A 12,969-nucleotide genomic window follows, 5' to 3' on the forward strand; every position below is an offset into this window, starting at 1 on the left:
GTGCGGCCCGTTCACGTCGCCTCCCGGAACGCCGCCGCCTCCTCCAGGTCCAGCCGGCGCAGCAGCGTGCGCAGCATCTCGTCGTCGATGTAGCGGCCGTCGCGCAGCCGGACGAACATCTCGCGCTCGGCGCTGATCATCTCGCGCGACAGCCGCCGGTAGGTGTCGTCGACGGTCTCGCCGGTGACCGGGTTGACCTGGCCGAGGCGCTCCCAGACGGCGTTGCGGCGGCGCTCCAGGACATCGCGCAGGCGGTCGGCGAGAGGCGGGGGCAGGGCGTTGCGCTCGTCGGTCAGGAGGGCGTCGAGGCGCTCTTCGGCGACCCGGGAGGCCTGTGCCTGGGCGTTGGCCTCGGCGAGCGTCGCGGCCTGCGGGTCGGGCTCGGGGAACTTCAGCAGGCGGATCAGCGGCGGCAGCGTCAGGCCCTGCACCACCAGGGTGCCGATGACCGTCGTGAAGGTCAGGAACAGGATGAGGTTGCGGTGCGGGAAGGGCGCGTCGCCGTGGTCCGCGGTGAGCGGGATGGAGAAGGCGATGGCGAGCGACACCACGCCCCGCATGCCGGCCCAGCCGACGACGACCGGCCCCCGCCAGGTCGGATTCTCCTCCCGCGCGCGGATGCGCGGCGACAGCAGCCGGGGCAGGAAGGTCGCCGGGTACACCCACAGGAAGCGGGCCGCGACGACCACGAGGAAGAGGGCGATCGCGTACCAGGCGGCTTCCAGGCCGGCGTACGCGCCGAGGCCCCTCAGGACGACCGGCAGTTGCAGGCCGATCAGCGCGAAGACGGCCGACTCCAGGACGAAGGCGACCATCTTCCACACCGCCTCCTCCTGGAGCCGGGTGGCGAAGTCGACCTCCCACGCGCGGTGGCCGAGATAGAGCGCGACGACGACCACGGCGATGACGCCGGAGGCGTGGAACTGCTCGGCGGCCGCGTAGGCGACGAAGGGGATCAGCAGGGACAGCGTGTTCTGGAGCAGGGGCTCCTTCAGGTGCGTGCGCAGCCAGTGCAGCGGGGCCATCAGGATCAGGCCGACGGCGGTGCCGCCGACGGACGCGATCAGGAACTCCTCGATGCCGCCGGCCCAGGACGCGCCCTCGCCGACGACGATCGCGAGGGCCACCTTGTAGGCGGTGATCGCGGTGGCGTCGTTCAGCAGGGACTCGCCCTGGAGGATCGTGGTGATCTTCGAGGGGAGGCCGACCCGGCGGGCCACCGCCGTCGCCGCGACCGCGTCCGGCGGCGCCACCACCGCGCCCAGCACCAGCGCCGCCGTCAGCGGCAGCCCGGGGACCAGCAGGTAGGCGGCCCAGCCGACGGCGAAGGTCGCGAAGAGCACGTACCCGACCGACAGCAGGGCGACGGGCCGCATCTGGGCGCGCAGGTCGAGGTAGGAGCTGTCGGAGGCCGAGGTGTACAGCAGCGGGGGCAGCAGGAGCGGCAGGACGATGTCGGGGTCCAGGGTGTAGTCCGGGACCCCCGGCAGGTAGGACACGACCAGGCCGACCGCGACCAGCAGCAGCGGCGCGGACACCGGGGTGCGCCGGGCCGCGGCCGCGATCGCCGCGCTCCCCGCCACCAGCAGCAGGAGTGGCATCACGTCCATGTCTGACCCGCCCTCGTTTTTCCGCGCGGTCGTCCGCACAGCCGTCGTAATCTGGCAATCATGAAACAGTGCACGCACTCCGACGCGCTGCCCCACCCCGAACCCGTCCCGCTCGGCGAGACGTGTCCGGAGTGCCTGCGGGACGGAACCCACCCGGTGCAACTGCGGCTGTGCCTCACCTGCGGCCATGTCGGCTGCTGCGACTCCTCGCCGAGCCGGCACGCCACGGCGCACCACAAGGACTCCGGTCATCCGGTGATGCGGACCTTCGAACCCGGCGAGAGCTGGCGGTGGTGCTTCGTGGATCACGTCCTGGTGTGAACTTCCGCGGGGGTTCGGCCGTTGAACTCATGAGACGCCCCGGCCGTCCGGCGGGTACGGTTCGACCGTCTGACGTCTGGGTACGTCAACCCGGCGCGCCTTCTTCCCATTTGGGCCGACAGACCTCTAGACACGGAGCGTGTTCACAGCTTTACTGTGAGTGACGCAGGGGGTTGGGGTACCGGGGACAGGAAACCTGAGAGCGCGATAGCGTCACCGCTGCACCACACACGCGTTACCCCGGGGGGCGACCCTCGGCCCCGAAAAGCTTGTACCACCTTGGAGGTGAGGGTGTCCCAGATCGCAGGCGAGCCCGCGACCCAGGACTTCGTGGAAGTCCGGCTGCCGGCTGCGGGTGCCTACCTGTCGGTGCTGCGGACGGCCACGGCCGGCCTCGCAGCCCGTTTGGACTTCACCCTGGACGAGATCGAGGACCTGCGCATCGCGGTGGACGAGGCTTGCGCGATCCTGCTCCAGCAGGCCGTGCCCGGCTCGGTGCTGAGTTGCGTGTTCCGACTCGTCGACGACTCGCTCGAAGTCACTGTCTCGGCGCCGACCACCGATGGCCACGCCCCCGCGCGTGACACCTTCGCCTGGACCGTCCTGTCCGCCCTCGCGGGCAAGGTGTCCTCCGCCGTCGACGAGGACAAGACCGTGTCGATCAGCCTCTACAAACAGCGCGGCGCGGGACCCGGGCCGGCGTGAGGAACGGGGACGGGCCGGTGCGGGACGAAGAGCGCGGCACACGGGAGCTGCCGGCCGGCAGCGCCGGGATGTCCGTCTCTCCGGACGGTTCCCGGAGCATGGCGGACGGCATCGACGGCATCCCCGAGCAGGCCCGGCCGCATCCGGAGGACCACTCGGCCTCCGCGCAGCCGGGGCCGGCGGAAGGTGCCGTGCAGGGCCCACCTCGGGAGAGGCGGCCCGGGGGCGCGCCTCCGGGGCGAGCAGAGGAGAGGGCTCGACAGAGCGCGACGGGCGGGACAATGAGCGAGCACGAGCGAGACGGCGTACAGAGCGTGCCGGGCACGCAGCACGAACCGGCACCGGCCCAGGCAACAGGACCGGCACCGGTGCCGGCACCGGCCCACGCGCCGGTGGACCGCAGCGGGGCACGGGCGATGTTCGTCGAACTGCGCGCACTGCAGGACGGCAGCACCGAGTACGCGGAGATGCGCAACCAACTGGTCCGCATGCACCTGCCGCTCGTCGAGCACCTGGCGCGGCGGTTCCGCAACCGCGGCGAGCCGCTGGACGACCTGACCCAGGTCGCCACCATCGGCCTGATCAAGTCGGTCGACCGCTTCGACCCGGAGCGCGGCGTGGAGTTCTCCACGTACGCGACCCCGACGGTCGTCGGTGAGATCAAGCGGCACTTCCGCGACAAGGGCTGGGCGGTGCGGGTGCCGCGCAGGCTCCAGGAGCTGCGGCTGGCGCTGACGACGGCGACGGCCGAGCTGTCGCAGCAGCACGGCCGCTCCCCCACGGTCCACGAGCTCGCCGAGAAGCTGGCGATCTCGGAGGAGGAGGTCCTGGAGGGCCTGGAGTCCGCGAACGCGTATTCCACCCTGTCCCTGGACGTCCCGGACACCGACGACGAGTCCCCGGCGGTCGCCGACACCCTCGGCGCGGAGGACGAGGCGCTGGAGGGCGTCGAGTACCGGGAGTCGCTCAAGCCGCTCCTGGAGGACCTCCCGCCGCGCGAGAAGCGGATCCTGCTGCTGCGGTTCTTCGGCAACATGACCCAGTCGCAGATCGCGCAGGAGGTCGGCATCTCCCAGATGCACGTCTCCCGCCTGCTGGCCCGCACCCTGGCCCAGCTCCGGGAGAAGCTCCTCGTGGAGGAGTAGTGGCGGCAGGAGTAGCCGAGTAGCGGCTACTCCGATGTGCGGCCGGGCCCCCGGATGCCGAGGGCCCGGGTCGTCTCGCCGTTGACGAGCAGGACGAGCGACGCGATGGCGACGGCCGCGAGCGCGATGCCCGCCGGGATCGCCATGCTGTCGGCCTGGAGCAGGCTGTAGGCCACCGGCAGCGCCATGATCTGCGTGATGACGGCGGGCCCCCGGCTCCAACTGCGCAGGCCCAGCAGCCCGCGGGCGGCGAGCAGCGGCAGCAGCGCCAGCACGATCAGCGTGACTCCCCCGGTGACGGCCTGCTGACGGTCGTCCGGGTCGCCGCCGATGCCGAGGACGAGCATCCACACCCCGCCGACGACCAGCGTCAGCCCCTCCAGGGCGGCGAGCCCGGCGGCGTACGTCAGCCGGCGCGGGCGGGTCGGGGCGGTCTGCGGGGCGGCGGGGGTCTGCTCACTGCTCACCCCCGAAGGGTAGCCCGCGCCGCCTGCCGGGCCCCGATCCCCACCCTCGGCCTGTGACCGGTTCGGCCCAGTAGGTACGCTGCAACTCATGCGTGCACTTCTCGTGGTCAATCCGGCGGCTACCACCACCAGTGCACGGACGCGCGATGTCCTCATCCACGCCCTCGCGAGCGAGATGAAGCTCGAGGCGGTCACCACCGAGTACCGCGGCCACGCGCGCGACCTGGGCCGGCAGGCAGCGGAGAGCGGAAACGTCGACCTGGTGGTCGCCCTCGGCGGGGACGGCACGGTCAACGAGGTCGTCAACGGCCTGCTGCACTCCGGCCCCGATCCGGACCGCCTGCCCGGTCTCGCGGTGGTCCCCGGCGGCTCCACCAACGTCTTCGCCCGTGCCCTGGGGCTGCCCAACGATCCCGTGGAGGCCACCGGCGCGGTGCTGGACGCCCTGCGCGACAAGACCGAGCGGACGGTCGGGCTCGGCCTGGCCGCGGGCACGCCCGGCACGGAGGACGAGGCGGTGCCGTCGCGCTGGTTCACCTTCAACGCCGGGCTCGGCTTCGACGCCGGAGTGGTGGGCCGGGTGGAACAGCAGCGCGAGCGCGGCAGAAGATCCACACACGCTCTCTACATTCGCCAGGCAGTGCGCCAGTTGTTGGGTGAGTCACAGCGCCGGCACGGGTCGATCACCCTGGAACGGCCGGGCGCGGAACCGGTGACCGATTTGGTGCTGTCCATAATCTGCAACACGGCTCCGTGGACCTATCTGGGCAATCGCCCGGTGTACGCGTCGCCTAAGGCCTCGTTCGATAGGGGGCTCGACGTACTCGGTCTCAGCCGTCTGTCGACGGCTTCGGTTGCCCGATATGGCACACAGTTGCTCACTTCGTCCCCCGAACGGGGACCGCACGGCAAGCATGCCGTCGCGCTGCACGACCTGGACCAGTTCACCTTGCATTCGAAGGTGCCATTGCCCCTCCAGATGGACGGTGACCACCTGGGGCTGCGGACGAGCGTGACGTTCACAGGCGTACGCCGTGCACTGCGTGTGATTGTGTGAGCAGAAAGGGCTGAAGTCCTTTCACTCGAACGTTTAGGCCAGAGTCCACCCCATGGAAGTACGGCTGTGACCCAGTAGACACCGAGGAATCAAAAAAAACTTTCCGGTAGGGGTTGTATCCGCCGCTGAGGTTTGCGAGTCTCTACGTGGCGATCGGGACGGCCCGCAACACCAGCCTCCACTGATCACCGGAACCCCTCTTCAATCAACAGGAGCCCGTCGGCGAACCTGACGGGCGGCCCTTCACTTGTTGAGGGATTCGTGAAAGCGTTCACATTCACAAGCAACCTGCACGTAATACCAAGGAGAGGTAGCAGCCATGGACTGGCGTCACAACGCCGTTTGCCGCGAGGAAGACCCCGAGCTCTTCTTCCCCATCGGCAACACCGGTCCTGCGCTGCTGCAGATCGAGGAAGCCAAGGCCGTCTGCCGTCGCTGCCCGGTTATGGAGCAGTGTCTGCAGTGGGCGCTCGAGTCCGGCCAGGACTCCGGCGTCTGGGGTGGTCTCAGCGAGGACGAGCGTCGCGCCATGAAGCGCCGCGCCGCCCGCAACCGTGCCCGTCAGGCGACTGCCTGACAACACCCGCCCCACAGGCCTGAGCTTGGCGGCGCGTACAGCGAGTACGCATCTCCCGCCCCCGAGCCGCAGCGCGCAGTACCCCCGATGCGCAGCACCCGCTGGCAACGAGCATTCGAGCCCCGGACACCTGAACGGTCCGGGGCTTCTTGCTGCGCCCGCACACTCCCACGCGGGTCCGGCTCATGTGCTCCTACTTCTGTACGCGCACCGGGATGTCGAGGAGCACCCGGGTGCCGCGCTCCGGTGCCGGGACCATGTCGAAGGTGCCGCCCAACTCGCCCTCCACCAGCGTCCGTACGATCTGCAGGCCGAGGTTGCCCGAGGTGTGCGGGTCGAAGCCCTCGGGCAGGCCGACGCCGTCGTCCTGGACGGTGACCAGGAGGCGGGCCTCCTTGGTGGTGCCGCCGCGGACCGCGGAGACCTCGACCGTGCCGGTGTCGCCCTCGCGGAAGCCGTGCTCCAGGGCATTCTGGAGGATCTCGGTGAGGACCATGGACAGCGGGGTGGCGACCTCGGCGTCCAGGATGCCGAAGCGTCCGCTGCGCCGGCCGGCGACCTTGCCCGGCGAGATCTCGGCGACCATCGCCAGCACGCGGTCGGCGATCTCGTCGAACTCCACGCGCTCGTCCAGGTTCTGGGAGAGCGTCTCGTGCACGATGGCGATCGAGCCGACCCGGCGCACGGCCTCTTCGAGGGCCTCCCGGCCGCGCTCGGACTCGATGCGGCGGGCCTGGAGGCGCAGCAGGGCGGCCACCGTCTGGAGGTTGTTCTTCACCCGGTGGTGGATCTCCCGGATGGTGGCGTCCTTGGTGATCAACTCGCGCTCGCGGCGGCGCAGTTCGGTGACGTCACGGAGCAGGACGAGCGCGCCGATGCGGGTGCCCTTGGGCTTGAGCGGGATCGCCCGGAACTGGATGACGCCGTCCCTGGCCTCGATCTCGAACTCGCGGGGCGCCCAGCCGCTGGCGACCTTGGCGAGCGCCTCGTCCACCGGGCCGCGGGTCGGGGCGAGTTCGGCGGTGATCAGGCCGAGGTGCTGGCCGACCAGGTCGGAGGCGAGGCCCATCCGGTGGTAGGCGGACAGCGCGTTCGGGGAGGCGTACTGGACGATGCCGTCGCCGTCGACGCGGATCAGGCCGTCGCCGACGCGGGGGGCCGCGTCCATGTCCATCTGCTGGTTGGGGAACGGGAAGGAGCCCGCCGCGATCATCTGCGCGAGGTCGGAGGCGCTCTGCAGGTAGGTGAGCTCGAGGCGGCTGGGGGTGCGCACGGTCAGCAGGTTGGTGTTGCGGGCGATGACACCGAGGACGCGGCCCTCGCGCCGTACGGGGATCGACTCGACCCGGACGGGGACCTCCTCGCGCCACTCCGGGTCGCCCTCGCGCACGATCCGCCCCTCGTCCAGCGCCGCGTCCAGCAGCGGGCGGCGACCTCGGGGGACGAGGTGGCCGACCATGTCGTCCTGGTAGGAGGTGGGGCCGGTGTTGGGGCGCATCTGGGCGACGGAGACGTACCGCGTGCCGTCGCGGGTGGGGACCCACAGGACCAGGTCGGCGAAGGACAGGTCGGAGAGCAGTTGCCACTCCGAGACCAGCAGATGGAGCCACTCGAGGTCGGAGTCGTCGAGTGCGGTGTGCTGGCGTACGAGTTCGTTCATGGAGGGCACGTCTGTGAGCGTACCGGGGGTAGGTGCGGGGCCTGAAAACGGCGGTCCGAAAACACCCGCGGGCCGCGGCGCCTGAGAGGGACCCTCAGCCCTCCCGGCACCGCAGCCCGGAGCAGAATCGGCCGCGGGGTGTGCGGTCCCGTCGGCCGAAGGTGAGGATCCGGGGCAGTCAGGGCAGAGAGCACCGGGTCCTCGGTCCGTCTTCCTGTGCGGGGAAGACGGAAGCCATTGTGGACTAGACCATTAGGCGTGTCCATGCGTGCAGGCTTGTTCGTCGTGGTGAGTATGGGGTGAGCGTGGGGGGAGCGTGCGGACGCCTTATCACGCACAACGCAGCCTAGCCTGTGTGGGTTCCCGTGCGAGGCCAGAGGGAGAGGGCAATTTCGGCGACCGCTTCCAGTTGCTCCCGGCTCGCGCCGTCGCGCGCCTGTTGGGACATGCCCTGGAAGACCGCGCCCAGCACGCGGGCGAGTGCGCCGGGGTCCGCGCCCCGCGGCAGTTCGCCGGCGGCGGCGCCCGCCGCGATGCGGCTCTCGACGGTCGCGAGGGTGGCGTTGCGCTGTCGGCGCAGGGCGTCCTCGACGTCGGGGGTGGTGCAGTTGGTGGCCGCGTGGATCACCAGGCAGCCGTACGGGTGGGCGGGGTCGGTGAACTCGGCGGCGGCCTCGCGCAGCAGCCGCTCGACGGCGGCGCGGGCGGTCGGCTCCTCCGCCAGCGCGCGCCCCGCGAAGGAGCCGTACGTCTCGCCGTAGACGCGCACGGCCTCCTCGAACAGGGACTGCTTGTCACCGAAGGCCGCGTAGAGGCTGGGGGCGCCGATGCCCATGATGCGGGTGAGGTCGGAGACGGAGGTCGCCTCGTAGCCGTGCTCCCAGAACGCCAGCATCGCCTTCTCCAGCGCGGCCGCGCGGTCGAAGGAGCGGGGACGGCCGCGGGGCCGGGAGACGGGCTCGGCCCGGGTCTGTTCGCTACTCACCATGCGTTCATTTTATAACGGACATTAAAGAAACGTTACGACACGTTGCTCTGTTAGATTGAACCCCTAGATTGGTCTAAACCACATGGATCATACGGATCACACGGATCGCACGGCGGATACGAGAACGGCAGGCCAGCGTGGAAGTTGTCATCGTTGCGGACGCCCGGTCGGGCGGCGAACTCATCGCCGAGGCCATGGCGCAGCTCCTGCTGCGCAAGCCGGACGCCTTGCTCGGCGTGGCCACCGGCTCCACCCCGCTGCCCATCTATGAGGCGCTGGCGGCCAAGGCGCGCGCCGGTGCCGTGGACACCGCGCGGGCGCGGATCGCCCAGCTCGACGAATACGTGGGGCTGCCCGCCGAGCATCCCGAGTCCTACCGCTCGGTGCTGCTGCGGGAGGTGCTCGGGCCGCTGGGCATCGGCACGGAGGCGTTCCTCGGGCCGGACGGCACCGCGGCGGACGTACAGGCCGCCTGTGAGGCGTACGACCGCGCTCTGGCCGCGGCCGGCGGCGTGGACCTCCAACTGCTGGGGATCGGCACCGACGGACACATCGGGTTCAACGAGCCGTGCTCCTCGCTGGCCTCGCGCACCCGGATCAAGACGCTGACCGAGCAGACCCGCGTCGACAACGCGCGCTTCTTCGACGGCGACATCGAGCAGGTCCCGCACCACGTCATCACGCAGGGCATCGGGACGATCCTGGAGGCGCGGCACCTTGTGCTGCTCGCGACGGGGGAGGGCAAGGCGGACGCGGTCGCGGCGACCGTCGAAGGGCCGGTCGCCGCTGTGTGTCCGGCCTCCGCGCTCCAACTGCATCCGCATGCGACGGTTGTCGTCGACGAGGCGGCCGCCGGCAAGTTGAAGTTGGCGGACTACTTTCGGCACACGTATGTCAACAAGCCTGCCTGGCAGGGGATTTAGGTTCGGTCTCGGCTGCCTGGTTCGGTTGTTTGCGGGCTGCGGGCCGGCAGTGGCTGGCCGCGCCCACGCGGCGGAGCCGCAAATCGATACAGCCCCGCGCCCCTTACAAGCAAACGGCAGGCGCCGGGCTCCAAAAGGAGCCCGGCGCCTGTCGCGTCGTCTGGCTACTTGCCTGCGATTACCTCTGCCGCCGCTCGGCCGCAGACTCTGGCTGCGCCGTGGGTGGCTATGTGCAGGGTGCCTCGGGGTGGGGCCTGGGGGACGCCCATCTCTACGACGACGGTGTCCGGGCGGGCTGTGAGGAGGGTGTCGAGGGCCGCCGCCATCCAGGGGTGGCGGTGTTCGTCGCGGACCACGGCGACGATCCGCCGCTCCCCCGCCGCGACCAGCGCCGCGTGCCCCGCGTCCGCGCCCGTGAAGCTGCCGGTCTCCGTCCCCGGCAGCAGCCGGACCAGCTCCGCGGCCACGCCCCAGGGGGTCTCGGCGCCGACGGCGAAGTTCGCGACCGGGGTGAACGCGGCGACGTACGGCGCTTCGGTGAGGGGCGCGAAGACCTCCCCGCCGGTGAGGCGCAGGGCCCGGCGGGCGGCAGCCAGACCGACATCGGGCCCCTGTGACGCGGCGGCCGTGGTTGTCGTGGCCGTTGACGCCGTCCAGCGGGCGAGTGCCCGTACCCGGTCCGCCGCGTCCGCGAGGCGTTCCTCGGGGAGGTCGCCGGTGTGGACCGCGGTGATCAGGGCGTCGCGCAGACGGCGTACCGTCTCGTCGTCCGCGAGGCCGCCGCCCACGCAGATGGCGTCGGCGCCGGCCGCGATCGCGAGGACGCTGCCGCGTTCGATGCCGTAGGTCGCGGCGACGGCCTGCATCTCCATGCCGTCGGTGACGATCAGGCCGTCGTAGCCGAGTTCGTCGCGCAGGAGGCTGGTGAGGATGCGGGGGGACAGGGTCGCCGGGCGGGTCGGGTCCAGGGCGGGGACCAGGATGTGGGCGCTCATCACGGCGCGGGTGCCGGCGGCGATGGCCGCACGGAACGGCGTCAGTTCGCGTTCACCGAGTACGGACGCCTCGGCGTCGATGCGCGGGAGCGCGTGGTGGGAGTCGACGGAGGTGTCGCCGTGGCCCGGGAAGTGCTTCGTGCAGGCCGCCACGCCCGCCGACTGGAGGCCGGTGACGTAGGCGGCGGTGTGGCGGGCGACCAGCGCCGGGTCGGCGCCGAAGGAGCGGACGCCGATGACCGGGTTGGCGGCGTTGGAGTTGACGTCGGCGGACGGGGCCCAGTTGAGGTTGACCCCGCACTCGGCGAGGCGGCGGCCCAGTTCGGCGGCGACCTCCCGGGTGAGGGCGACGTCGTCGACCGCGCCCAGGGCGTGGTTGCCGGGGAAGCTGGAGCCGGTGCGCACCTCCAGGCGGGTGACGTCGCCGCCCTCCTCGTCGATCGCGACCAGGACGTCGTCCCGTTCCGCGCGCAACTGGGCGGTCAGGGCGGCGAGTTGCTCGGGTGAGGCGATGTTGCGGCCGAACAGTCCGACCGCGGCCAGGCCCTCGCCCAGGTGCCGCAGCAGCCAGTCGGGGGCGGTGGTGCCGGGGAAGCCGGGTTGCAGGACCGTCAGGGCGTCACGGGTGAGCCGGTCCTTGTCGAACGTGGTGGTGCCGCTGGCGAATGTCGTCATCGGGGGCGTTATCCCTTCACGGCGCCCGCGGTCAGCCCCGCGGCCATCTTGCGCTGGACGAGGAGGAAGAGGGCGACGATCGGCAGCGCCATCATCGTGGCGCCGGCCATCATCGGGGCGTACTCGGTGCCGTGCTTGGTGGTGAAGTTGCCGAGCCAGACGGTCGCCGTCTGGTTCTTCTGGCTGAGCAGCATCAGGGCGTACAGGTACTCGTTCCAGGCCTGGATGAAGCCGTAGACCGAGGTGGCGACCATGCCGGGGGCCAGCAGCGGGAAGACGACCCGGACGAACGCGCCGGTGCGGGAGCAGCCGTCGACCATCGCGGCCTCCTCCAGCTCCTTCGGGATGTTGACGATGAAGCCGCGCAGCGTCCACACCGTGAAGGGGAGGATGAAGGTCAGGTACGTGATGATCAGGCCGGACAGCTTGTCGTACTGGCCCAGGTCGTTCAGGAGCAGGAAGACCGGGATGATCATGGCGACGAGCGGGACCATCTGGACGGCGAGGATGCCGACGATCACGACCTTGCGGCCCCGGAAGGCGAACCGGGAGATGGCGAGGGCGGCGAGCATGCCGACGACGACGCCGATCGCGACGACCGCGAGGGAGACGATCAGGCTGCGGCCGACCGGGCCCCAGAAGTCGGCGATGTCCAGCGCGCGGCGGAAGTTGGCGAGGGTGAAGCCGGTCGGCAGCAGGCTCGGGTCCGGGTCGATCGCGTCCTTCGCCGGTTTGAACGCCGTGTTGAGCATCCAGTAGACGGGGAAGCCGGCGACGGCGAAGACGAGGAGGCCGACGAGGTTCCAGCCGAGTTTCGACCGCCGCGGTGCGGACAGCGTGCTGCTCATTCGACTTCCCCGATCTTCAGCATCTGGCGCATGTACACGGCGACCACCCCGAGCAGCAGCAACACGGTGATCAGGGCGATCGCCGAGCCCTGTCCGTAGTCGTTGACGACGAACGCGCGGTCGTAGGAGTACGTCGTCAGGAGCTGGAACTCGGCTTCCGGGTGGCCGTTGCGCATGACGAAGACCTGCGGGAAGACGCCCATGTCCCAGATGACCGACAGGGTCGTGAGCATCACGATGATCGGCTTGAGGATGGGCAGGGTGACGTACCGGAAGACGCCCCAGGCGCCCGCGCCGTCCAGCCGGGCGGCCTCCTCGAGTTCGGCCGGGACCTGGGTGAGGCCCGCGCCGAGGGTGATGACCACGAAGGGGACCGCGCCCCAGACGACCAGGAGCATGATCACCGCGAGCCCCTGCGGTCCGCTCGCGAACCAGTTGTGGCCGATCAGCTCGACGCCCGGCAGCTTGCTGAGGACCGCGTTGAGGATGCCGTAGTCGGCGTCGAACAGCCACTTGAAGACGGTGGTGGCGACGATGACGGGCATGCCCCAACTGGCCACCAGCGCGATGTTGACGAGGGTCTTCACCCAGCCGGAGACCCGCTGGAGCAGCAGCGCGATCAGCATGCCGGCGACCATCGTGACGATGACGCAGCCGGCCGCGAAGACGATCGTGCGGACGACGACCTGCCAGAACTCGCCGTCGCCCAGCACGCCCGCGAAGTTGTCGAACCCGACGGACTCGGCCGGCTGGAAGCCCCAGAGCTGGGACTGCCCGAACTTCTGGAAGGCGAGGGTGACCAGCCTGACCAGCGGATAGCCCATCACCAGGGCGAGCACCAGCAGGCAGGGGGCCAGGAGCAGCCAGGGGGTGGCGGCGGACGAGCGTCTTCTCGACGGCGCCGGCGCCGGTCCCGGCGGGGCGGACGGTGGCGGCGCCGGCCGCGCGGGCGGCACCTTGGCAGGGGTGGTCGTGTCTGCGGCACTCATCCGCGCGCT

The 12,969-nt window shown here is 70.7% G+C and carries 13 protein-coding genes; 6 read left to right on the forward strand and 7 right to left on the reverse strand.

Going from position 1 to position 12,969, the window contains the following annotated elements; translation table 11 throughout:
• Positions 1 to 11 precede the first annotated feature (11 nt).
• Positions 12 to 1,610, reverse strand: coding sequence for a Na+/H+ antiporter (locus BMZ82_RS31635; protein WP_093780831.1), 1,599 nt, complete (start codon positions 1,608 to 1,610; stop codon positions 12 to 14).
• A 60-nt stretch (positions 1,611 to 1,670) separates the two neighbouring features.
• Here BMZ82_RS31635 and BMZ82_RS31640 point away from each other — a divergent pair, with 60 nt between their 5' ends.
• The 3 genes from BMZ82_RS31640 (at position 1,671) to BMZ82_RS31650 (ending at position 3,781) form a co-directional block, all read left to right on the forward strand.
• A complete protein-coding gene (locus tag BMZ82_RS31640; protein ID WP_093780832.1) occupies positions 1,671 to 1,931 on the forward strand; it encodes a UBP-type zinc finger domain-containing protein in 261 nt (86 codons plus the stop codon).
• A 291-nt stretch (positions 1,932 to 2,222) separates the two neighbouring features.
• Positions 2,223 to 2,636, forward strand: coding sequence for an ATP-binding protein (locus tag BMZ82_RS31645; protein WP_019058277.1), 414 nt, complete (start codon positions 2,223 to 2,225; stop codon positions 2,634 to 2,636).
• On the forward strand, positions 2,633 to 3,781 hold the full coding sequence (locus tag BMZ82_RS31650) for an RNA polymerase sigma factor SigF (RefSeq protein WP_093780833.1): 1,149 nt from the start codon (positions 2,633 to 2,635) through the stop codon (positions 3,779 to 3,781). The genes BMZ82_RS31645 and BMZ82_RS31650 overlap by 4 nt, the downstream gene beginning before the upstream one ends.
• Positions 3,782 to 3,807: 26 nt before the next feature.
• Here the strand turns inward: BMZ82_RS31650 and BMZ82_RS31655 are convergent, their stop codons facing one another.
• Positions 3,808 to 4,248 (reverse strand): hypothetical protein, encoded by a 441-nt coding sequence (locus tag BMZ82_RS31655; protein ID WP_093780834.1) that lies wholly within the window; start codon positions 4,246 to 4,248, stop codon positions 3,808 to 3,810.
• 88 nt (positions 4,249 to 4,336) lie between these two features.
• Between BMZ82_RS31655 and BMZ82_RS31660 the strand changes: the two genes are divergently transcribed.
• Positions 4,337 to 5,305: a diacylglycerol/lipid kinase family protein gene (locus BMZ82_RS31660; RefSeq protein ID WP_093780835.1), complete on the forward strand. Its 969-nt coding sequence runs from the start codon at positions 4,337 to 4,339 to the stop codon at positions 5,303 to 5,305.
• Between the two features lie 319 nt (positions 5,306 to 5,624).
• Positions 5,625 to 5,882, forward strand: coding sequence for a WhiB family transcriptional regulator (locus BMZ82_RS31665; RefSeq protein WP_006380970.1), 258 nt, complete (start codon positions 5,625 to 5,627; stop codon positions 5,880 to 5,882).
• A 193-nt stretch (positions 5,883 to 6,075) separates the two neighbouring features.
• Here the strand turns inward: BMZ82_RS31665 and BMZ82_RS31670 are convergent, their stop codons facing one another.
• Both BMZ82_RS31670 and BMZ82_RS31675 read right to left on the reverse strand, forming a co-directional pair.
• Positions 6,076 to 7,551 (reverse strand): sensor histidine kinase, encoded by a 1,476-nt coding sequence (locus BMZ82_RS31670; protein ID WP_093780836.1) that lies wholly within the window; start codon positions 7,549 to 7,551, stop codon positions 6,076 to 6,078.
• 337 nt (positions 7,552 to 7,888) lie between these two features.
• Positions 7,889 to 8,530, reverse strand: coding sequence for a TetR/AcrR family transcriptional regulator (locus BMZ82_RS31675; protein ID WP_093780837.1), 642 nt, complete (start codon positions 8,528 to 8,530; stop codon positions 7,889 to 7,891).
• Positions 8,531 to 8,667: 137 nt separating this feature from the next.
• Here BMZ82_RS31675 and nagB point away from each other — a divergent pair, with 137 nt between their 5' ends.
• The gene (gene nagB / locus BMZ82_RS31680) at positions 8,668 to 9,453 is read left to right on the forward strand and encodes a glucosamine-6-phosphate deaminase (RefSeq protein ID WP_093780838.1); all 786 of its coding nucleotides are present in this window, start codon (positions 8,668 to 8,670) and stop codon (positions 9,451 to 9,453) included.
• Between the two features lie 164 nt (positions 9,454 to 9,617).
• On the opposite strand, the gene BMZ82_RS31685 is transcribed toward nagB, so the two are convergent.
• The 3 genes from BMZ82_RS31685 to BMZ82_RS31695 are packed head-to-tail and all read right to left on the reverse strand — an operon-like array spanning position 9,618 to position 12,960.
• Positions 9,618 to 11,123 carry a glycoside hydrolase family 3 protein gene (locus tag BMZ82_RS31685; RefSeq protein WP_093780839.1) on the reverse strand — a complete coding sequence of 502 codons (1,506 nt, stop codon included), beginning with the start codon at positions 11,121 to 11,123 and terminating at the stop codon, positions 9,618 to 9,620.
• An 8-nt stretch (positions 11,124 to 11,131) separates the two neighbouring features.
• Positions 11,132 to 11,971 (reverse strand): carbohydrate ABC transporter permease, encoded by an 840-nt coding sequence (locus BMZ82_RS31690; protein WP_093780840.1) that lies wholly within the window; start codon positions 11,969 to 11,971, stop codon positions 11,132 to 11,134.
• Positions 11,968 to 12,960: a carbohydrate ABC transporter permease gene (locus tag BMZ82_RS31695; RefSeq protein ID WP_093780841.1), complete on the reverse strand. Its 993-nt coding sequence runs from the start codon at positions 12,958 to 12,960 to the stop codon at positions 11,968 to 11,970. Before BMZ82_RS31695 ends, BMZ82_RS31690 begins: the two co-directional genes overlap by 4 nt.
• Positions 12,961 to 12,969: the final 9 nt, after the last annotated feature.

This window comes from Streptomyces sp. yr375, assembly GCF_900110755.1.
Lineage (GTDB): Bacteria > Actinomycetota > Actinomycetes > Streptomycetales > Streptomycetaceae > Streptomyces.

Coding starts and splice junctions, on each gene's coding strand:
- BMZ82_RS31660 (WP_093780835.1), top strand. CDS start 4,337: ATGCGTGCACTTCTCGTGGTCAATCCGGCGGCTACCACCACCAGTGCA.
- BMZ82_RS31690 (WP_093780840.1), bottom strand. CDS start 11,971: ATGAGCAGCACGCTGTCCGCACCGCGGCGGTCGAAACTCGGCTGGAAC.
- BMZ82_RS31665 (WP_006380970.1), top strand. CDS start 5,625: ATGGACTGGCGTCACAACGCCGTTTGCCGCGAGGAAGACCCCGAGCTC.
- BMZ82_RS31640 (WP_093780832.1), top strand. CDS start 1,671: ATGAAACAGTGCACGCACTCCGACGCGCTGCCCCACCCCGAACCCGTC.
- BMZ82_RS31695 (WP_093780841.1), bottom strand. CDS start 12,960: ATGAGTGCCGCAGACACGACCACCCCTGCCAAGGTGCCGCCCGCGCGG.
- BMZ82_RS31685 (WP_093780839.1), bottom strand. CDS start 11,123: ATGACGACATTCGCCAGCGGCACCACCACGTTCGACAAGGACCGGCTC.
- BMZ82_RS31675 (WP_093780837.1), bottom strand. CDS start 8,530: ATGGTGAGTAGCGAACAGACCCGGGCCGAGCCCGTCTCCCGGCCCCGC.
- BMZ82_RS31635 (WP_093780831.1), bottom strand. CDS start 1,610: ATGGACGTGATGCCACTCCTGCTGCTGGTGGCGGGGAGCGCGGCGATC.